The organism is Collimonas sp. GW821-FHT07E08, assembly GCF_059418905.1.
Window position 1 is genome coordinate 15,721 of sequence record NZ_JBWKQR010000024.1, and the last position, 20,164, is coordinate 35,884.

Genomic DNA, 20,164 nt, shown 5'->3' on the forward strand with positions numbered 1-20,164 from the left:
TGAACAAGCAATCATGCAGGAATCTTGCAATTGGCATGGCCGCCGCAATGCTGTTCGGCTGCAGCGACGGATCAAGCGGCTTGCCGGGCAGCGGCGGCGCGGCAGGAACTGCCGGCGTGGCCGGCGCAACCGGTGCGGCAGGCGCTCCCGGCCAGCCCGGTGCAACAGGCGCGAGCGGCCTGGCCGGCCCGGCGGCAACCACGCCCGTAACGGTCGACGCCAACCAGATCAGGCCGCTGCCCGAGCTGGCGCTGACGCAATACGTCAAGCCTTTCCTCGGCACCCGGCAGCAGCCGGGCGGCACCCATCCCGGCAACACCAGTCCCGCGGCCACCTTGCCGTTCGGCATGGTGTCGTTCGGACCGGATACCGATATCGATCATCAATACTATTCCAGCGGGTCGGGCTACAACTACGACAGCACGATGATCAATTATTTCAGCATGACGCGCATCAGCGGCCCCGGCTGCCGCAGCGGCGGCACCCTGCCGATCATGCCGACCATGCTGACTAACCAGCTCACCAGCAACAGCAACCTGGTCATGCGCCAAAGCAGCAGCACCTTCGACCACAAGAACGAACAGGCCGCGCCCGGTTATTACAAAGTGCAGGCCGACGACGGCATCGTGACCGAGCTGACCGCCACCGCCCGCAGCGGCATGGCGCGCTTCACCTACCCCGACAAGAGCAAGGCGATCCTGGTGGTCGACGCCACCCAGACCAACTCCATGACCGGCATCAACGCCCAGATCTGGCAGGACCCGGCCGACCCCAACGGTTTCTACGGCAAGACCAGCAACAAGTTCAACTGCGGCGGCGGCTACGATGCCTATTTCTACCTGCAGGCCGGATCGGCCTACGCCCGGGCGCCGCGCTTCATCAACAACAACGGCACGCTGATCCTGAATTTCGACCTGTCGCAATCGGCCGCCAGCAGCACCGTGGTCAAGATCGGACTGTCGTACGTCAGTCCGGCCAATGCGCGCCTCAACCTGAAAAAGGAAAACCCCGGCTTTGATTTCGACGCCACCGCGAAAAAAGCCGGCGCCGAATGGAACACCCGGCTCAATACGATCCAGGTCGATGCCGGCGGCGCCAGCACCGACGCCCTCCAGCAATTCTATACGGCGTTTTATCACGTCATGTCCGGCCCCACCCTGTTCAGCGATGTCGACGGCAGCTACATCGGCATGGACAAGCAGCGCCACCAGACCGACACTTACAAGGACAAGGACGGCAAGCTGGTGCGCCGCAACCACTACACCACCTTCTCGATCTGGGATACCTACCGTTCGCTGGGTGCGATGCACGCCTGGCTGTTCCGCGACCAGGCGGCGGACATGGCGCAATCGCTGGTGAACGACGCAGCGCAATGCGGCGCATTCCCGCACTGGGCCGACGCCAATGTCGACGATGTGCCGATGGAAGGCGACCATGCGCCGATGCTGCTGGCCAGCCTGCAGGCTTTCGGCGCTACCCGCTTCGACAGCGCCGCCGCCCTGGGCTACCTGAAACGCTCGGCCTTCGCCCCCACCGCCGACTCGCCGCAATGGCCGGCCTGCAACGGCAACCCTGCCTTCGGCCGGAACGTGGCGGGCAGCGCGCAAGGCAACATGCCGGATTACCTGAAACTGGGTTACGTCGCTGAAGGCAGCGACGCCAGCGGCATCCATACCGGCTCCATCACCATCGAAGGCGCCAGCCGCGATTTCGCCATCGGCCGCTTCATCAGCAACCTCGATCCGGCCACCGTCAGCGCTGACGACAAGAAGGTCGCCGGCACGCTGCTGCTGCGCGGCGAGAACTGGAAAAACCTGTTCAAGCCGGATACCAAGGTGATGGCGGTCAAGGACCTTGCCGGCAACTGGGCCTCGCCTTCGCAGGACGACGGCTACCATGAGGGCACGGCAGCCCAATACCTGTGGGCCATCCCGCACGACCTGGGCAAGATCGTCACCGCCCTCGGTGGCAACGCCGCTGCCGTGGCGCGGCTCGACACCCTGTTTTCCGTCAGCACCACATCAGCGGCGGCAAAAAAATCGCCGGCCGGGCTGGCGCTCGATCCCAGCCGGCTGAACGGCGGCGAAAACTCGAACGACTTCTACATGGGTAATGAACCCGGCTTCGCCGCGCCGTGGGCCTATAACTGGAGCGGCACGCCATCGCGCACGCAGTTCGTGCTGCCGCAGATCATGGCCGCCACCTTCTCCAGCAAACCGCAAGGCTTGCCCGGCAACGACGATGTCGGCGCCACCTCGGGCTGGTATGTGTGGGCTTCGCTGGGGCTATATCCGATGATTCCCGGCGTGCCCGGGCTGACCATGGCGACGCCGCAGTTCGGCAGCGTCGCCATCCAGCTGGCCGACGGCAAACGGCTGCTCATCAAGCGCGACAAGAATGCCGCTTTTGTCAAAAGCCTGAAGGTAAACGGCAAGGACTGGAACAGCACCTGGCTGCCGTTGAACCAGGTGCAGGCCGGCGGCACGCTGGACTTCAGCACCGCCGACACTCCCACCACATGGGGCCAGGCCGGCACGCCGCCGTCCGGCGCCGGCGGCAATTTCTCGCAGACTCCCTGATCCATATTGAACAGCGCGCGGACCGCTCCCAGGCGGCCCGCCGGCGTGCGCCCGCTGCTGGCGCGGGCGCACGCGCCTTTGTTCAAGCACGCCAGCACCATCCAGAAACTTGGACTTTCAAAAAAACCATTGGAGGAACAATGAATCTGCACTTGAAGAAAAACGTTACCATCGGTCTTGCCGCCGGCCTGCTGTTCGGCTGCGGCGGCGGCTCCGATTCATCGCCGGTAGACGCCAGCGGCAAGCAAGCTGCGGCTGCCCTTGCGGGCGCGCCGCAGCCAAGCAGCGACGCCGCCGGCAAAAAAAACCTGACCCGGTATGTGAATCCGTTCGTCGGCACCGCCGACTCATCGAAACCCGCCACCGACCCGGTGCCGGCCGGCGCCCGAGGCGGCACCTTCCCCGGCGCCACGACGCCGTTCGGCATGGTGCAATGGACGCCGATGACACCCAGCAACGGCGGCCAGGACCATCCGGTCGGCTACATCTACAAGGAAAAAACCATCACCGGTTTCCCGCTGACGCAAATGAGCGGCTCCGGCTGCGACGGCAATGAAGGCGAACTGCCCATCATGCCGACTTTCGATACCAGCGCGGTCGGCGTCAACGCCAAGGAAAACTTCGACCACAAAAATGAAACTGCGCGTCCCGGCTATTACCAGGTGACCCTCAACGACGGCATCAACACTGAACTGACCGCCACTACCAGGACCGGCTTCGGCCGCTTTACCTTCCCGGCAAAATCGGCGATCTCCAGCGCCAGCAAGACGCCCTACCTGGTGTTCGACGCCACCCGCACCAACACCATCGCCTCCACCACCGGCGTGATCAAGGCGGAAGGCAAGGACGCGCTGTCCGGCTCCACCGTCGGCGGCAAGTTTTGCGGCGCTCGCACTTACACGCTGTATTTCTACGCCAAGTTCGACCGCAACATCAGCGCCGCCATCAGCAACGGCAAGGCTAACGTCAGCTTCGACGCCAGCAGCAATCCGGCGGTACTGATGAAGATCGGCTTGTCGTATGTCAGCAGCGACAATGCGCGCAAGAACCTGGAACAGGAAAACCCGAACTGGAATTTCAACGCCGTGCGCGATGCCGCCGCCGACGCCTGGAACACCCGCCTCAATACGATCCAGGTGACCGGCGGCAGCGATACCGAGAAGCGCAAGTTCTATACCGCGCTTTACCACTCGCTGCTGTCGCCCAACACCAACAGCGACGTCACCGGCGACTACATCGGCTTCGACCAGAAGGTGCACCAGGTCGCGGCCGGCCGCACCCAATACGTCAACTATTCCAACTGGGATGTGTACCGCAGCCTGATTCCCTTGACCAGCATGCTGTTTCCCAAGGAAACCAGCGACATGATGCAATCGCTGGTGAACGACGCCGACCAGTGCGGCGCCATCCCGCGCTGGGCGCCGATCAATGTCGACGCCGGCATCATGCCGGGCGATTCGGGGGTGCCGACCATCATGGGCGGTTATGCCTTCGGCGCCACCAGCTTCGACGCCAGGAAAGCGCTGGACTACATGACCCTGGCCGGCAACAAGGCCGACGTGCAATGTACCGGCGACCATGTCAGGGACAGCACCGACAGGATGAACGACTACCTGGTGCACGGCTACGCCGGAATGGACAACGGCTGGTGGGCGGGTTCGCTGACGTTCGAATTCGGCACCGCCGATTTCGCCACTTCGCAGCTGGCCAAGGCCCTCGGCGACAACATGAATTACCAGCTGTTCCTGAGCCGCTCCGCCAACTGGAAGAACCAGTTCAACCCGGTCCAGAAGCAATTGCTGCCGCGTTACCGCAACGGCACCTGGATGCTCAATCCGCAGCCCAATGCCGACATGGTGGAAGGCAACGCCGAGCAATACACCTGGATGTCAGCCTACGATGCGCGCGGGCTGTTCGGCCTGGTCGGCGGCAACGACGCCGCCATCAAGCGGCTGGACGCCTTCTTCCAGGATCTCAACGCCGGCATGAACAAACCCAATTTCTACATGGGCAATGAACCGAGCTTCGCCACGCCCTGGCTGTACAACTGGACCGGCGCTCCGTGGCGCACCCAGAAGGTGGTGCGCGATGTCGCCAACACCGTGTTCTCCGACGATCCGGGCGGCTTGCCCGGCAACGACGACCTGGGCGCGGTCTCGTCCTGGTATGTGTGGGCGGCGCTCGGCCTGTATCCGGAAATCCAGGCGGTAAGCGGCCTGGCCATCGGCAGCCCGATGTTCGACAAGGTGGTGATCCGCTGGGCCGACGGCGCCAAGAAGCTGGTGATCAACGCCAGCGGCGCCGCCGCCAACTCGCCGTACATCCAGAGCCTGGCGCTGAACGGCCAGGCGCTCGACATGCCGTGGCTGTGGCTGAAAGACCTGAAGGACAGCGCAACGCTGGACTTCTCTCTGGCAGCGAGCCAATCGCAATGGGGCAAGGATTCGTCGGCCAAGATGCCATCGTTCGGGCTCGACGGCTTCAGCACCCTGGCCGATGCGCTCAACAACCGCGGCATAGGCAGCGACGGCCAGCCAACCGTGCGCGGCCTGGAGGGCTATACCTACGACATGGGCGGCTGGAGCTATTCCTCGCAAGCGCTGGCGACGGCAGGCGCAACGCCTGGCGCCAGCTTCAGTTTCAACGGCGTCACGTTCACCTGGCCGGAGGGCAAGTCGGGCTTGGATAACATGGTCACCCAGGGCCAGGTGATCACGTTCGCCAAACCGCAGGCGGCAGATACGCTGGCCCTGCTCGGCAGTGCGACCAATGCCTCGGCCGCGCCTACCGGCAAGCTGGTCGTTACCTATACCGACAACACCCAGGCCAGCTTCGATTTGCGTTTTGACGACTGGACCCTCGGCGGAGGTTCCGGCAAGGTCGGCAGCTACAACAAGATCGCCCTGACCAGCGCCCACCGGATCGACCAGAACGGCAATGCCGACACCACCAAAGCCTATGTCTTCTACTGGGATGCGCAGCTCGACAAGAAGCGCGCGGTCAAGAGCATCACCTTGCCGTACCAGACCGACAACGGCGCCTTGATGCATGTGTTCGCCATGACCTTGAAATAAACCAAGGACGCTGCGGCCGGCTGAACGCAGGCCGCAGCGCGCGATCCAGTCACGCCGGCGAGACAGTCAGAATTCCGCGTGCAACCGCAGCGATCCCACTGTCACCGGCCCACGGTCGGCGTTATAGGCAGGGTTCCAGAAATGCTGCAGGTCGGCCGTCAACGAAATCGCCTTGGACAAGCCGAAGCTGTAATACGCTTCCAGAATGCGCTCCGGCCTATAGTTCAGGCGGCCGTCGCCGATGAATACCCCGAGGCCGCCGGCAGCCAGGTAATCCTGGTGCGCCTTGCTCAATCCGTTTTGTATCAGGGCCAGGCCGACCGTATCGTTATCGCGATGCCAGCCGCGCCCCTTGAGCGCCAGGCCCGCGCTCACGGAACGCTCGATTTCAGAAAACGAATAGGTTTCCGTCTTGCCGTCGTTACGGCTGGCGCGGGCAAAAACGCCGAGATCGTCGCTCAGATTTTGCTCCAGGTTGACTCCATAGCCATACTTGGCCTGCCCTTTGCGCACCTGCGCCACGTCCGGCGGGCCGCCGTTGAGCGCAGCGTAAGCCAGCGCATCGGAAAAACTGCCCATGACTTCCTTGTTGCGGAACAACAGCAAGCGCACTTTCCCCGGCTGCGTACCGATCACGTGGCCATGTTCCAGCTCGACCTGGTCGCTATGGTATTTGGCGAGGCGCGTATCGAGGCGCTGGCCGTTGGATTCCAGCGGCACCATGAACCTGCCCGCGCGCAGCACCCAGTCGTCGTAATAATATTCGGCGGCGGCGCCCCAGCTGTATCCACGCGTGTCGCCGGCATAGTCGTAGGCGCCGTAGGTCGACAATGCCCAGTTCAGGAACTGGGTGCGGCCATCGTGGGCATAGGCATTGCTGTCGAAGATATCGATGATGCTGAGGTTGCCCACCGTGAGCACCAGACGCCGCTTGTCCACCATCCCGGCCAGCTGGTTAGGCGCGGATTCCAGCGGCTGCCGGTCGCCGCCAACCCCCCAGGTCTGGCGCAGGAACAGCCTGGCGCGATAAAAGGTGGGATTCGGGCTACTGCCCTTTTGCTGCTCCGAATCCATCATCCCGCCCAGCCCGGTCAGGCCGGACATGGGCACCGCTTGCACCACTTCCGGATCGAAATACAGTTCGCCGCCGCGCCAAGGCCGCATGCCGAAGAACAGCGTGCCAGAAAAGGAATACCCCTTTTCTGGCTGCGTACCCAGGCTGTTGGCGCCTGAATAGGCGGCGTCGAAAGATGGTTTTTTTTGCCAGATATAAGTAGCCTGGCCTTTGATGCCCCAGGATTCTTCCTCGACATCGTCGGCATGCGCGGCCATCGGCACGACTGCGGCACCCAACAGCATCCAGCCAAACCACAACCTCGCCAACGCTTTGCTGCGCCCGGGCCGAGGACCAGCGCGCAATTGTTCCCGCCTCGACCAGTAGCGCCATCGCCTGCGACTCATCGCTGCCCTGCGCATGCAGGCCGTCGATGCAAGACCGCGATACGCGGTTCGTCGAATTGCTTGGGGATATACATGATGTGCCGGGATGAAATGATCAATCAACAGCCGCTAAATTAGCATACTCCGGAATGAAATACAGCGCCTCGCGGGCGCTGTGTCTCAAATCCTGCGTTTCACATCTTGGCGGTCAGGCCCTGCTATTTTCCAGGGCGCGGCGGCCGGCGTCTTCGTCCAGCTCACCTTCCCACTTCGCAATGACCGAGGTGGCAATGCCGTTGCCGACCACGTTGGTGGCGGTGCGGCCCATGTCGAGGAACTGGTCGATGCCGATGATCAGCAGGATGCCGGCTTCCGGCAGGTGGAACATCGGCAGGATGGCGGCCACCACTACCAGCGAGCCGCGCGGCACGCCGGCCATGCCCTTGCTGCTCACCATCAGCACCAGCAGCATGGTGAGCTGCTGGGCGAACGACATTTCAATGTTGTAGGCCTGCGCCACGAACAGGGCGGCGAACGCCTGGTACATCATCGAGCCGTCAAGGTTGAAGGAATAACCGAGCGGCAGCACGAAACCGGTGATCTTGTTGTTCACGCCGAAATTTTCCAGCTGCTCCATGGTCTTCGGATAGGCCGCCTCGCTGCTGGCAGTGGAAAACGCCAGCATGATCGGCTCTTTCAGCAAACGCAGCAAGGTGAAGATCGAACCGCGCAGGAAGATGTAGCCGATCGCGATCAGCAATGCCCACAAGGTCGCCAGCCCGGCATAGAAACCGCCGAGGAACTTGGCGTAGGTAGTCAGCACGCCGAAACCCTGCACCGTGATGACGGCAGCGATGGCGGCGAACACGCCGAGCGGCGCAAAGCGCATTACGTAATCGGTCACTTTCAGCATGACGTGCACCAGGCCGTCGACGGCGTTGGTCACGGCCTTGCCGGCCTCGCCCTTGACCGAAGCCAGGCCGAATCCGAAAAACAGCGAGAACACCAGGATCTGCAGGATTTCATTCTTCGCCATGGCGTCGACGAAGCTGCTCGGGAACACATGCGAAACAAAATCCTTCAGGTTAAAGCCGCTGGTATTGAGCTTGGTGTCGGCTCCTACCGCGGGCAGCGGCAGGTTGAGCGCATGGCCGACCTGCAGCACGTTGACAAACAGCATGCCCAGCGCCAGCGACAGCAAGGAAGCGATCACGAACCAGCCCAAGGCGCGCACGCCGATGCGGCCCACCGAGCTGCTGTCCTTCATGCCGGCAATGCCAGACACCAGGGTGCCGAACACCAGCGGCGCGATAATCATCTTGATCAAGCGCAGGAACACATCGGTGATGATGGAGAAGTAGCCGGCGATTTCCTTTGCCGCCGCTTCGTCCGGCGCCAGGTTGTGGCAAATATAGCCGACCACGATCCCGAGGACCATGCCGACCATGATCCAAGTCGTTGCTTTAATTTTTTTCATTTACGTATCCGGCCGTTAGACATACAAAAATACAAAAAATACAAAAACCGTCGACCCGCACTGGCGTCGCGAAGAGGAATTGGCATTAACGCAGTGAACAGATTTTGCGAAAATATCAACGTTCTGCTGGAAAAATAAAAAAGCCCTCATTGCTGAAGGCTTTAGGAAACCTGGTGCCGGCGGCAGGGCCTCGCCTCTGATGGCAAGCTTGCGCCGAAGCGCAAACGGACCAGCATGGTACATGAGAAAACGGCCCCTGATCAACAAAAAGAGACCTGGCGCCAATGCCGGCGCGGCAGCAGCCAGTACTCGAGAACCGCCCTGCATTTATTGACATATCGCATCCAGGGTGATGAAGTGCGGCCTGGCGCCCGCACGTGCGCGGGTGACTGTCAACGGTGTTATATCAACGGAGCACTTCACATGACTTTCATTGAAAACCTGTTGTTCCCCATCTCGCTATATGCAGCGCTCGCTTGCGGACTGCTGGGCGGGCTGTTCTTCGCGTTTTCCAACTTTGTGATGAACGCCCTGTCGCGCATCTCGCCTGCCAGTGGAATTGCGGCAATGCAGTCCGTCAATATCACTGTGCTCAACCCGCTGTTCCTGCTCCTGTTCCTTGGCACTGCCCTGCTTTGCGCGGTTCTGATCGTGTTTGCCGTTCTGCGCTGGCAGCAGCCGTATGCCGGCTGGTTCCTGGCGGGCAGCCTGTTCTACCTGATCGGCGGATTCCTGGTCACGATGGGATTCAACGTGCCGCTCAATAACACCTTGGCCGCCATAGATCCTTCCAGGCCGGAATCGTCCCAGGTCTGGCAAAACTATCTCAGCGCCTGGACCAGCTGGAACCATGTCCGGACCATATGCTGCCTGGCTGCCGCCGCACTGTTCATCATCGCGGCCTGGCGGCATGCATGACCTGCCGGCGTAAACGAAAAAAAACCGCAGCATGCTGCGGTTTTTTTATCGGTGCATGAAAATCAGACGACCTTGTTGGTCGACAGATCCCAGCCGCCGGAAGTGTTGCCGCCCGAACCGCCGCCGATCTTTTGCTGTGTGTACTTCCATTTGACCTGGGAGTACTTCAGGCTGACAGTCTCGCTCAGCACGTCGCCTTCCTGGACCGATGGCGTGACATCCGAAATCAGCAGGTTGACCAGTTCGATTTCGAAGTACTTGATGCGGTCGCCCTTGCCGTCGGCGCGCAGGAATTCGAACTTGGCCTTCGGAATGGTCTTGCCCGAAGAGCAGTTTTGCAGCAGCAGCGGTGTAGCCAGGTCGGCGATCTTGGTCAGCACGATATCCTTGTGCTCGCAGCGCTCGGCTGTGTGGCCGCCGCCGGTCGATGCAGTTGCCGACTTCGGCTGCAGCACTTCCCACTGTACCGATTTGCACTCGATCCAGTCTTTGTGCGCGCTGTCCGTGGACTCGCCTTTGATGCCGTCGATTTGCAGATAAACGTCTATTGCCATGGTGATACCCCTTATGAATTAAGTAAAACTTGGATAACGCTGGTTGTTCCGCAAGCAAGCGGATTGAAACTGAAAGTTCGTGAAACTGGAAGTGTGTCGATAGAGAAACGACACAGCGCGACGGGCCCTGAGACGTCCTCGCGCTACGAACGGCGGCATGAGAAAACCTGTTGAACGCATTCCGTGCAGCAATCTTACAGCCATATAAGCATGCAAGATTGCAAACAATTGTATCACCAGTCAGAATAACAATTATTTCTATGCAGAAATAAATATAACTTTTTGGGAATTTTGCCACACTTGCCGACAGGCTTTTTCCAGGAGTCGCGCTGATTTCTTGAAATTTCCAAGGAGAAATGCATTGGAAATTTATTTAATCTCAAACTGACAACATCCTGCTCGATCCAAGTGGACACGCGAAGCATGTGCAACGCCGCCAGCGGGCGTGGCAAGCTCGATACGGCCGCGCCGGCGCGACACGTCACCAGCCTGATATCCGGCTGGCCATTTGTTGAGAACAGGATCGGGTCAGTTAAAAACGACAACCTTATATTTCGATTGGAAGGTTTGAAAACCCCTTGTTTTTCATCGCTCTGCTGTATATTTCCAAAAAGAAACTAATAACGGCAATTAAATCCAGGAGATAGCGATGCAAAAACGCAGCACGTACGGTTTCATTTTTTGTCTGGCAGCATCAGGATTGAGCGCAAGCGCACAAGCCGAACTACCGCCCATCAAGATCGGCGTCATCGGCCCGATCACCGGCCCCTCGGAAGACATGGGGCAGAGCATGATAGGCGGCGCCAGGGTGTTCCTGGCTGACATCAACCAGGTCGGCGGCGTGCTTGGCCGCAAGATCGAACTGGTCGAGCGCGACGACCGCGCCAAGCCGGAAGTCGGTTCGGCCATGGCCAAGGAAATGATCGAGAAGGATGGCGTGGTCGCCGTGGTCGGCTTCGGCAATACCGGCGTCGCCCTGCCGGCGGCGAAACTGTTCCAGGAAGCCAAGATCCCGCTGATCGTCACCGGCGCTACCGGCGCCACCATCACCAAGTCCTTCATGCCGCCGGCCTACCCGGTGAGCTACATCTTCCGCACTTCCGCCAGCGACGCGCTGCAGCCTATCGTGATCCTCAACGACGTCATCGACCGCCGCAAGATCGACAAGATCGCCGTGCTGCACGACGAAAGCCCCTACGGCCAGTTCGGCAAGCAAAGCATGCTGGCGGAGCTGGACCGGCGCAAGATCAAGCCGGTGCTGGTGGAGGGATTCAAGGTCGGCGACCAGGACATGACAGCGCAGCTGCAGCACGCACGCGACAATGGCGCCCAGGCCATCGTGATGTACTGCCTCGCCCCAGAGGGTGCGATGGTGGTCAAGAGCGCAGACAAGCTGAAACTGCGGCTGCCGATAGTCGGGCCGTGGGGCATGTCGCAGCAAACCTTCATCGACAAGGCCGGCCAGAGCGCGGAAGGCGTACGCAGCTCGGTGACGTTCATCGAAAACGAATTGAGCTCGGTCAGCAACCAGTTCTCGCTGACCTATCGCAACGTCAACAAGACCAACCGCATCCCGTCCGCCGTGGCCGCCGCCCAGACCTATGATGCGTTGCGCCTGATCACGCTGGCGATATTCCAGGCCAACACGGTAGACGGCGCCAAGATCAAGGACGCCCTCGAGAACCTGCAGGTGCACACCACATCGACCATCGTTTCACGCTACTTCAAGCCGTTCTCGGCGACCGACCATGAAGCGATCGCCCTCAACATGATCGTCATGGGCGAAATCCGCAATGGCAAGGTGGCTTATGCCTACCGGGAAGATGCAAGCAGCGGATCGATCGCGCGCACCAAAAAGACTGAATAAACGGGAAAGTCAACGCAAGGCCGTTAGCGTTACCGGTTCAGGGAAGTGCGCCGGGAAAGACCGCCAATCAGCGCGCCCTGCGATATGCAAAAACAAAACCCCGGCAGCTCGCGCTTGCCGGGGTTTTGCATGTCCCTCCCCGATCTCTAAGGCCGATGCGCCATCAAGGCTTGATTCTTGTAATTTCGCTGATGTGGGCTTTGCCGGAAAGCGGCTTGAAGATATACAACAAGGCTGGGAACTGCGGCGAGCCCGGGACTACAACTGCGCCGGTGCACAGGAAGCAGTAATTGGTGCCGGCTACCACCTGCGTGGCAAACGCGGATGGCGTGTAGGCCACGCCGGTAAAGCCTTCCAGCGCTTCCTTGAATACTGCGCGTGCTGCGGCGGTTATTTCATAGTCAAAATGACTCCAACCACCGGCCAGATCTGTCGTCATGATATTCCCCTTGCGATGGCCGCATGGTCGGATACCCGTAACTGTTGCGACCGTCCCAGTCACAGGCTGCAAAAATTCCAACGCAGGCCTGGATTGACGGCACCAGGTCATCTCCAGGCTCGGCAAGATCGCTGCCGCCATGCCGCAGAGAAACCCATGCTAGTCCGATGTGCAAAGAAAAAATACTGGTGAAAGTGTCAGGTACGGGCGGCGCTCCGGCCCATCGACAAGGACGGCGGAAATGAAGGCGGAAATAAAGGCGAAAACAGGCGCCGCTTACAGCTCGCCAGCCCCCTGGCTTGCCGCGGCCCGGCTGAATTTCGCGGTAAGGAAGCTGGCAATCCGCTCCTGGGTAGCATCAAGATAGGGGATGTTGTGGTGGTCGGAACCGGGAATGGTTTCGTCCTGCGGCACTTTGGCCAGTTTGGCAACCAGCAGGTCGGTATGGGAAGGCGGCACCACGTCGTCGGATGCGGCACGGATGATGAGCGTCGGCGCGGACAGCAAAGGCGCATGCTTGATTGAATCGAAACGATGCTTGAGGACGAACCCCGGCACGGCCGGGAAACGGCGCTTGGCCAGGGCCAGCAGCGAGTCATAGGGAGTAATCAGCACGATCGCCGCAACCGGCCGGCTGACGGCGATCTGCACCGCCACGCCCGAACCGAGGCTGCGCCCGACCACGGCGATTTGTCCAGCGTTGATATGGCGGTGCTCGGCAAACCAGTCGAACAGCATCTGCGCGTCTTCTATCATTTTCGGCTCGCCCGGGATGCCCTCCGAATCGCCGTAGCCGCGGTAGTTGACGGCAAGCACTGTCATGTTCGGGAACATGCGCCAGGCGTCGCGCGCCACCCAGGAAACTTCTTCCGAGCGGCCGCCGAAATACACTACCGCTGGATGGGGGCCGGGTACGCGCGGCGTCAACAGCCATCCCGAGAGCCGGGTGCCGTCGGCGCTGCGCAATACGATAAGGCGGGAGCGGTGTCCGACGCTATGGGGGTGCTCGACTTCCTTGGCGCGCACCGGCTTGAAAATCAGCTTGCGCTGGCTGACAGCGACCGCGGTGGTGAAAATCAGCCATCCGAGGGCGACGATGCCGCCCATCCCGGTCATTTTCTTGTACTTGATGGTTATCATAAGCCAATGCAGCCACACGGGGCCTTATCCCATGCTGGCAGCATCCTCCCCTTGGCTTTATTGTAATCCTCGGATTTGTTGTCGTCTCCATAATTTCATCGCCACGCAGGCCACGGCTGGAAATCACCATATTTGTGTGGCTAAAATGGCTCTTTCCCGGGCAAAGCCAATGCGCCTGGCGACTCATCCAGCCGGGCCCCTACTGTGTAGCGCAACTGAAACTCGCCGCCAGGTTGACATCGCCCGCCCCCTTGTACCTGGGCCACGCGGGAAACTCGCACAAGGGCCTGCTGCGGCCCGGGATGCCGGCCGTATCCGCGACCACCTGCGATACCGGCGCGCTGCCCTGCTCCACCCAATTTTCCAGCGCCGTCAGCGAATCCCATGCAGCATTGAAGACGGTCGACAACGAATGGCCGTAACCGGGGATTTCGTAATAGCGGACAAAGCTGTCCACCGCGGCGCTGCCCATGGCCGATTGCAGGCGGCGGAAATAATCTTCGCTGGAACGAGTGCTGACCAGCGCATCCGACATGCCATGCGCCATCAGGATTTTTCCGCCCTTGGCATTGAAAGCCGACAAATCGGTCTTGTTGATGTCCTGCATGAGCGTGAGCTGATCGATGCGCGCCTGCCATGGCCCCGCATTCTGGGGATCGAGCGACAGCGAATCAAATGCCGGATTGCGCGTGACGAAATACTTTACCCACTGATCCCAGAACGTCGCCCAGTACGGCGCATCGGTCGGCATCGGCTGCGCCGGCTGGCTATCGCCCATGGCCAGCAGCCTTACCGTTTTCTGCGCCGCAGAATCGCCGGGCAGGCCGAGATCGGCGCCCCACACGTTGAAGCCGGGATACTGGGTTTCTCCGCTGCCGAGAGGCTGGCTGAACGCAATCGCCGTGCTGTAGGTTTTCAGCGCAGCGATCTGCGCATCGGACAGGCAGCTGTCGCCGCTATCCGCACCGCCGGCACAGCGCAGCGGCAGGCCATTGAGCGTCGCACTGGCGGGATCGAAGAGGCTGTTGCATGCCTGCATATTGCTGATCAAGCCATCCTTGACGCCGTCCAGCGCATCGCAGCTGGCCATCGCCGCGTCGTACAGCGTCTTGCGTTTTGCCGGATTCAAATAAGCGCCCGGCATGGCAAACGCGCGCGTGATGCGGCCGAACTGCAGGTCCAGGCTGGCCGCCGCCCAGGCTGGATACAGCGCAATCACGCCATCCCAGTCTTGCGGCCAGCGCTGCGCCACTGCCAATGCTTCGCGGCCGCCGGTCGAACCGCCGGCGAAGTAGGATTTTTGCGGCACGCTGGCGTAATACTGCCTGATCAGGTAGAGCGCCGCATCGCGTGTTTTCTTGAGCGCATCGCCGGCAAAATTGCGCAAGGCTTCGTCGTTCTGCCCGAAGGCGCCGTCGCGGCTGCCCATCTGGTTGGCCTGGTGCCCGGAATCGCTGGCAAAGGTGGCGTAGCCGCGCGCCAGCGGCTTGGCCTTGTCTTGCGGGCCGGCTGGGACGTTGCCGCTGACGTCGGGCACAGTGCCGTTATACCCGCCGCCGCCGAACATCAGCGCCTTGCGGTTCCAGGCGGTCGGCAAATCGAGCTGGAATTTGATTTTCGGCGCGGTCGGGTCGACTGGGTTGATCTCGCCCTTCACCTGGCAGTACTCGCCTGTCGCCGCCACGCCGCTGCCGGCGGGCGGCACAGTGTGCGCATCGGTCACGACCGCGCCGCTGGTCGGCAAGCCGATGGCCTGCGCCGATATGGCCATGCCGTTCAACTGGCTGCAGCTGACCGGGGTGCCGAACTGCAGCTCGCCACCGCCGCCGCATCCGCCGGACAGCAGCATCATCCCCAACAAAGCAGAACCAAGGACATTGGATGTCCTCAGGAATTTTCCTTGATCCATCATGAATGTTTTCCTTTCATGTGTCTGGGCTACAGATTATTTTTGCAATAACGAGGAAACAGTAACATTTAAAGATAGAATTTTCGACATGATTCTGAGATGCAATTTTTCCACTCTACCAATTATCCGGCCCCACAATGAAAACCTTCTTTCAATATCTGATCATGCTCACCACATTGGCCTGCGCCGCCGCCGGTACCGCGCTGGCCGGCGAACGCATCGTTTTCAAAGGAGCGCTGGGGGAAAATGCCGAAGTCGTGCTAGAGCTTGAAAAGAAAGCCGACGGCTATGACGGCCGCTATTTCTATCTGCGCCATGGCGTCGACATTCCTCTGCACGGCTCCCTCGCATCGCTCAATGAAGCACTGCCCAGATATGAACATGGCGAGCTGCTGGCAGGCGACGATAACCGCGGCCTGCCGATATTCATCGACCCCGCCACAAAAAAACCGCGCAGCGTCTGGCACGGAAAAATCGATGGCGATACTTACCAGGGCACCTGGAGCGACGCCAAAACAAAGAAAACCCTGGCGTTTGAATTGCACCAGGTCGGCCGCTACGATCCCGACGCCATCAGGCCGGCCGGCGTGGAAGCCGTTACCGCTGCCATCACGCCTGGCATCGGCAGCAACATCGCATATGGCACGGCGGTCTCGCTCAAGAATGCACCCTACGATTACCTGAAGATGCAATTCCCGCTGCAGCCCGGGCCTGAAATCATCCGCAAAAACGTCGGCTACCGAATGGTGACGGACCCGAGGACCAAGTTCGCCTATCCGCGGCTGACCCGCCATCCCGATCCCCAGGTACTGGCGAGCATCAACCAGATCCTTGAGCAGCGCCATTGGCAGATGAGCCTGGCGGCGCTGGAATGCAAGGCAACGCTCTACACCATGGACGGGCCTGCTTCCGGGACCCTGGGAGACTATGACTCGGAGACAATCAAAGTTCGCTACCTGTCAGAAAAACTGATGAGCATCGTCGAAGCGGGAAGCACCTTTTGCGGGGGAGCGCATCCGAACAACCATTACGATCCGTTTACATTCGACCTGATCCACGGCGGTTACCTGGATTTCAACCGCCTGTTTCCAGTCCGGATAAGGAACAAGGACGGGTCCGACATTGCTCCTGTTCTTGCAGACTTCATCAGCAAGAAGGTGGAGTCAAAGAAGAGCCGCGACAAAGTGGAGCCAGATGTCGATTGCACCGACGTGCTGCCGCAAAACCTGGATTTCGAATTTGACGAGCCGGACAAGATTTCCTTTGTCGTTTCCGGCATCGGCCACGCCATGGGCGTGTGCCTGGGGCCGCAGCTCGTCATGCCGATACGCGCGTTGAAACCGATCCTCAAGCCCGGCGCAAAGGCGTATTTCTGATCCTAGCCGCCGGCGTGGCTCCGGTACATTTCCAGCGTCAGCGCCTGGCCGACATGCGACAGCTGGGTTGCCGCCCCTTCCGCCGCGCCTTCGGCGGACTCGACAACGCGCGCAAACATCAGCGCCTCGTATTCGGCCACGGCCTCGGCCCAGCCGGCGCGCTCGATCAGCAACCGCGCCAGTTCGGCGGCATCGAACATGGCGTTGTTTACCCCGTCGCCGCCGAAAGGCGACATGACATGCGCCGCGTCGCCAAGCAGCGTGAGGCCGCGCCGGTTATGCCAGCAGTGCCCCACCGGCAGCGCGCAGATCGGACGGATAGCGAAGTTGTCGTTGCTGGCCCGGAACAGGTCGAGGAGCTCGGGAGCGAAGCCGTCGAATTCCTTGATCAACTCTGCACGCATGGACGCGGGCGCAGCAAGGTCAAACCGCCGCGCCGCCCAGTCTGCCGGCACGCGGAAGATGGCATAAGCGCGGATGTGCGCATTGCCGTTGCGCTGCGCGATGATTTCCTTGCCGTCGGCTTCAACGCCCATTTTGCCGCGCCCCACCAGCTGCGATAGCGCAGGATGGCTGCGGTCGACGTCGTCGATGCCGCATTCGATGAAGGTAAGGCCGCTGTATTGCGGCCGGTATGGCGACAGCAGCGGCCTTATCCGCGACCACGCGCCATCGGCGCCGACCACCAGGTCGAACGGCCCTTCGCTGCCATGGTCGAAAGCCAGGTCCCAGCGTCCGTCGTCCCGCGCCTGCACCTCGCGCATGGCGCAGCTCCAGCGCACGCACGCGGCAGGCAATGCCTGCAGCAGCATGGCGCGCAGCTCGGTACGGTCCACTTCGGGACGGTTGCCGCTGGCCGCGTCCTGGTCTTCAAACAGCAGGTTACCCGCCTTGTCCAGCAGGCGCGAGCCCTGGTCCTCATAGCGGGCGATGGCCTGGAACTCTTCGATGAGGCCGGCCTGCCTGAGCGCCTGCAGGCCCGACCCCTCATGCAGGTCCAGGGTGCCGCCCTGCGGGCGTTCCAGCGGATGGGATTCCTGCTCGAACACCGTCGCGGCGATGCCGTGCAGATAGAGGATACGGGCAAGGGTCAGGCCGCCCGGGCCGGCGCCGACTATGGCGATGCGTAATTGTGTATTCACAGGATGGGTCAAATCAATTATGATAGGTACCTATATATAAACATAGCCACCTATTGAATGTCAACACGATGAAAACCGATCTGTCGAACAACCCCATGAGGCTCATCGGCCAAGCCTATCGCACTTCCATGCGGCTGGTCGACAGCCCGCTGCGTGCGCTGGGGTTCGCCATGGGGCAGCTGCCGGTGCTGGTGGCGCTCAAGAAAAGCGGCGCCCTTTCGCAGGCCGAGCTGGCGCGGCTGGCGCAGGTGGAGCAGCCCAGCATGGCGCAACTGCTGAATCGCATGGAGCGCGATGGGCTGGTGCAGCGGGCTCCCAATCCTGAGGACAAACGCAGCCAGCTGGTTTCGCTGACTGCCGGCGCCTCTGAGCGGATGCCGAAGGGGAAAGCCGTCATGGAAGCAGCCAGCCGGCAAGCCCTGGCGGGTTTTACCAAAGAGGAGCGGGATCAGTTGATGGCGCTGTTGCTGCGGGTGAATGCCAATCTTGATCGTGCGGTTGGCGAAGCAGAGAGTTGAGGAGCAGTCCGAAACTGTTTTACATTCTCCATATCGCGACAACTATTGCTGCATCTCAACACTCGTCCGCGGCACCGCGTATTTTCCGGAGCACAAGCAATCATGCCATTAGCCTCGCCCCAGACCGGGCAGTCTCTGGAAGCATCCGGATTCGTTCGAAATGACGGCTGGCTAAATCGACGAGAAAACCTACAATGGAAATTGACCTTCGAGGGACGGCAATCAAAAACTTCGGCAGTCAAATAATTAAAATCTCTAAGGAGGCAATCATGCGGATGCTTTTGAATGTCAAACTTCCTAACACCGAGTTCAACGCGGCCATAAGGGACGGCTCTGTCGGCAATAAAATGGGCGAGATCCTGGAGGAAATAAAACCGGAAGCGGCTTACTTTACCGAACAGGGTGGACAGCGATCGGCCCTCTTGATCGTCGACATCGACGACCCGGCGAAAATCCCCATGCTTGCGGAACCATGGTTCCTGACCTTTAACGCCAATGTGGAACTAAAAGTGATCATGACGCCGGAGGACTTGAAAAGAGCCGGGCTTGAGGAGCTGGGCAGGAAATGGTCGATGTAGGTTCAGAGGAAATCCTGATGCTGAATGGCAAATCGCGGAGCAAATCAAAGTGCCCTCATTTCTGAGGGCCTTTTAAATTCCGGTCTTAGTGATCCGTCGACGCCGAAACGCTTTCCCACGACTTCATTTCGTCTGACATGGCTGCAATTTTATTTTGCACCAATGCCACCGCATCGCTGCCGAGCAATAAATGCACAGGGGCGTCAGGCGCGTTGGCAATCTTCAGCAATATCTCCGCAGCCTTGGCCGGATCGCCAAGCTGCTTGCCGCTTTTTTCTTGCCGCGCGCCGCGGATAGGGTCAAACAAGGCATCGTAATCCTGGATATGGCGCGGCGAGCGAACCATTGAACGGCCCGCCCAATCAGTGCGGAAGGAGCCTGGTGCGACCGCGGTTACTTTCACGCCGAAGCCAGCAACTTCTTTTGCCAATGTTTCCGAGATGCCTTCCAGCGCAAACTTGCTGCCGCAATAGTAGGCGATGCCCGGCATGGTAATGAAGCCCCCCATCGACGTGATGTTGACGATGTGGCCGCTCCGGCGCTCTCGCATGGACGGCAGCACGGCTTTGATCATGGCAACCGCACCAAACACATTGACGTCGAACTGACGGCGCATTTCTTCCAATGGCGACTCTTCGAGCGTTCCTTCATGTCCGTAACCGGCATTGTTGACCAGGACGTCGATCGGCCCGACTTTTCCAGTTATTTCTGCGACTTTGGCGTCGATTGCCGAAAAATCGGTCACATCGAGCACGACCGCAATCGCACGGCCGATATCCAAATCCTCAAAATCCTTCCTTGCCGATTCACTTCTTACCGTTCCGATTACGGTGTGCCCAGCGGCCAGCGCCGCCAAGGCAAATGCCCGGCCGAACCCTGAACTGACGCCGGTAATCAGAAACTTCATTGCAGTTGGCTTTCCCACGGATTTAGTCCTTTACGGTTTATTTGCGAACACTCTGACAGCGCGAATCAATCGATCAGGCAAGTCAGGCAGGCTTGACGTAATCTTATGAGCGAACGCAAAATATCTAAATGCCGGTTTACATGCGGTTCTTGCCTAAACCTATTAGCCCTGGAGTTTTAACCTTAAGTCTTTGATCAATCCACAGCAGGTGACCGTGTTGACGACCAACAGCAAACAGCAGCACCA

At 60.3% G+C, this 20,164-nt stretch carries 15 protein-coding genes; 7 read left to right on the forward strand and 8 right to left on the reverse strand.

Annotated features, from left to right (window positions below; all coding sequences use genetic code 11):
* Positions 1–35 precede the first annotated feature (35 nt).
* Both AC07RZ_RS22700 and AC07RZ_RS22705 read left to right on the forward strand, forming a co-directional pair.
* Positions 36–2,579: a GH92 family glycosyl hydrolase gene (locus AC07RZ_RS22700; protein ID WP_494669677.1), complete on the forward strand. Its 2,544-nt coding sequence runs from the start codon at positions 36–38 to the stop codon at positions 2,577–2,579.
* Between the two features lie 140 nt (positions 2,580–2,719).
* A complete protein-coding gene (locus AC07RZ_RS22705) occupies positions 2,720–5,653 on the forward strand; it encodes a GH92 family glycosyl hydrolase (protein ID WP_494669678.1) in 2,934 nt (977 codons plus the stop codon).
* A 66-nt stretch (positions 5,654–5,719) separates the two neighbouring features.
* Here AC07RZ_RS22705 and AC07RZ_RS22710 read toward each other — a convergent pair whose 3' ends face one another.
* The gene (locus AC07RZ_RS22710) at positions 5,720–7,012 is read right to left on the reverse strand and encodes a carbohydrate porin (protein ID WP_494669679.1); all 1,293 of its coding nucleotides are present in this window, start codon (positions 7,010–7,012) and stop codon (positions 5,720–5,722) included.
* A gap of 289 nt (positions 7,013–7,301) precedes the next feature.
* Positions 7,302–8,570, reverse strand: coding sequence for a dicarboxylate/amino acid:cation symporter (locus tag AC07RZ_RS22715; protein WP_041741188.1), 1,269 nt, complete (start codon positions 8,568–8,570; stop codon positions 7,302–7,304).
* A gap of 423 nt (positions 8,571–8,993) precedes the next feature.
* On the opposite strand from AC07RZ_RS22715, the gene AC07RZ_RS22720 reads away from it, so the two are divergent.
* Positions 8,994–9,488, forward strand: coding sequence for an anthrone oxygenase family protein (locus AC07RZ_RS22720; protein ID WP_494669680.1), 495 nt, complete (start codon positions 8,994–8,996; stop codon positions 9,486–9,488).
* Between the two features lie 62 nt (positions 9,489–9,550).
* On the opposite strand, the gene AC07RZ_RS22725 is transcribed toward AC07RZ_RS22720, so the two are convergent.
* Positions 9,551–10,042 carry an Hcp family type VI secretion system effector gene (locus AC07RZ_RS22725; protein WP_014004678.1) on the reverse strand — a complete coding sequence of 164 codons (492 nt, stop codon included), beginning with the start codon at positions 10,040–10,042 and terminating at the stop codon, positions 9,551–9,553.
* Positions 10,043–10,742: 700 nt separating this feature from the next.
* Here AC07RZ_RS22725 and AC07RZ_RS22730 point away from each other — a divergent pair.
* Positions 10,743–11,909: an ABC transporter substrate-binding protein gene (locus AC07RZ_RS22730; protein ID WP_494669681.1), complete on the forward strand. Its 1,167-nt coding sequence runs from the start codon at positions 10,743–10,745 to the stop codon at positions 11,907–11,909.
* Between the two features lie 163 nt (positions 11,910–12,072).
* Here AC07RZ_RS22730 and AC07RZ_RS22735 read toward each other — a convergent pair whose 3' ends face one another.
* From AC07RZ_RS22735 to AC07RZ_RS22745, 3 genes are all read right to left on the reverse strand, one after another.
* Positions 12,073–12,348 carry a hypothetical protein gene (locus AC07RZ_RS22735; RefSeq protein ID WP_144741924.1) on the reverse strand — a complete coding sequence of 92 codons (276 nt, stop codon included), beginning with the start codon at positions 12,346–12,348 and terminating at the stop codon, positions 12,073–12,075.
* A gap of 276 nt (positions 12,349–12,624) precedes the next feature.
* On the reverse strand, positions 12,625–13,488 hold the full coding sequence (locus AC07RZ_RS22740) for an alpha/beta hydrolase (protein ID WP_494669682.1): 864 nt from the start codon (positions 13,486–13,488) through the stop codon (positions 12,625–12,627).
* Between the two features lie 199 nt (positions 13,489–13,687).
* Entirely contained in the window at positions 13,688–15,400 is a 1,713-nt protein-coding gene (locus AC07RZ_RS22745) for a tannase/feruloyl esterase family alpha/beta hydrolase (protein WP_494669683.1), read from the reverse strand.
* A gap of 134 nt (positions 15,401–15,534) precedes the next feature.
* Here AC07RZ_RS22745 and AC07RZ_RS22750 point away from each other — a divergent pair, with 134 nt between their 5' ends.
* Entirely contained in the window at positions 15,535–16,773 is a 1,239-nt protein-coding gene (locus tag AC07RZ_RS22750) for a hypothetical protein (protein ID WP_494669684.1), read from the forward strand.
* Between the two features lie 2 nt (positions 16,774–16,775).
* Here the strand turns inward: AC07RZ_RS22750 and AC07RZ_RS22755 are convergent, their stop codons facing one another.
* On the reverse strand, positions 16,776–17,915 hold the full coding sequence (locus tag AC07RZ_RS22755; RefSeq protein WP_494669685.1) for an FAD-dependent oxidoreductase: 1,140 nt from the start codon (positions 17,913–17,915) through the stop codon (positions 16,776–16,778).
* A gap of 95 nt (positions 17,916–18,010) precedes the next feature.
* On the opposite strand from AC07RZ_RS22755, the gene AC07RZ_RS22760 reads away from it, so the two are divergent.
* Positions 18,011–18,433 (forward strand): MarR family winged helix-turn-helix transcriptional regulator, encoded by a 423-nt coding sequence (locus AC07RZ_RS22760; protein WP_494669686.1) that lies wholly within the window; start codon positions 18,011–18,013, stop codon positions 18,431–18,433.
* Positions 18,434–18,702: 269 nt separating this feature from the next.
* On the forward strand, positions 18,703–19,011 hold the full coding sequence (locus AC07RZ_RS22765) for a panthothenate synthetase (RefSeq protein WP_144742026.1): 309 nt from the start codon (positions 18,703–18,705) through the stop codon (positions 19,009–19,011).
* A gap of 85 nt (positions 19,012–19,096) precedes the next feature.
* On the opposite strand, the gene AC07RZ_RS22770 is transcribed toward AC07RZ_RS22765, so the two are convergent.
* Positions 19,097–19,918 carry an oxidoreductase gene (locus AC07RZ_RS22770; RefSeq protein ID WP_494669687.1) on the reverse strand — a complete coding sequence of 274 codons (822 nt, stop codon included), beginning with the start codon at positions 19,916–19,918 and terminating at the stop codon, positions 19,097–19,099.
* Positions 19,919–20,164 lie beyond the last annotated feature (246 nt).

What these genes read in the sequence shown, in the direction of transcription:
- AC07RZ_RS22760 (WP_494669686.1), top strand. Translation starts at nt 18,011, where the DNA reads ATGAGGCTCATCGGCCAAGCCTATCGCACTTCCATGCGGCTGGTCGAC.
- AC07RZ_RS22715 (WP_041741188.1), bottom strand. Translation starts at nt 8,570, where the DNA reads ATGAAAAAAATTAAAGCAACGACTTGGATCATGGTCGGCATGGTCCTC.
- AC07RZ_RS22745 (WP_494669683.1), bottom strand. Translation starts at nt 15,400, where the DNA reads ATGATGGATCAAGGAAAATTCCTGAGGACATCCAATGTCCTTGGTTCT.
- AC07RZ_RS22765 (WP_144742026.1), top strand. Translation starts at nt 18,703, where the DNA reads ATGCGGATGCTTTTGAATGTCAAACTTCCTAACACCGAGTTCAACGCG.
- AC07RZ_RS22740 (WP_494669682.1), bottom strand. Translation starts at nt 13,488, where the DNA reads ATGATAACCATCAAGTACAAGAAAATGACCGGGATGGGCGGCATCGTC.
- AC07RZ_RS22705 (WP_494669678.1), top strand. Translation starts at nt 2,720, where the DNA reads ATGAATCTGCACTTGAAGAAAAACGTTACCATCGGTCTTGCCGCCGGC.
- AC07RZ_RS22770 (WP_494669687.1), bottom strand. Translation starts at nt 19,918, where the DNA reads ATGAAGTTTCTGATTACCGGCGTCAGTTCAGGGTTCGGCCGGGCATTT.
- AC07RZ_RS22750 (WP_494669684.1), top strand. Translation starts at nt 15,535, where the DNA reads ATGAAAACCTTCTTTCAATATCTGATCATGCTCACCACATTGGCCTGC.
- AC07RZ_RS22725 (WP_014004678.1), bottom strand. Translation starts at nt 10,042, where the DNA reads ATGGCAATAGACGTTTATCTGCAAATCGACGGCATCAAAGGCGAGTCC.
- AC07RZ_RS22735 (WP_144741924.1), bottom strand. Translation starts at nt 12,348, where the DNA reads ATGACGACAGATCTGGCCGGTGGTTGGAGTCATTTTGACTATGAAATA.
- AC07RZ_RS22720 (WP_494669680.1), top strand. Translation starts at nt 8,994, where the DNA reads ATGACTTTCATTGAAAACCTGTTGTTCCCCATCTCGCTATATGCAGCG.
- AC07RZ_RS22700 (WP_494669677.1), top strand. Translation starts at nt 36, where the DNA reads ATGGCCGCCGCAATGCTGTTCGGCTGCAGCGACGGATCAAGCGGCTTG.
- AC07RZ_RS22710 (WP_494669679.1), bottom strand. Translation starts at nt 7,012, where the DNA reads ATGCTGTTGGGTGCCGCAGTCGTGCCGATGGCCGCGCATGCCGACGAT.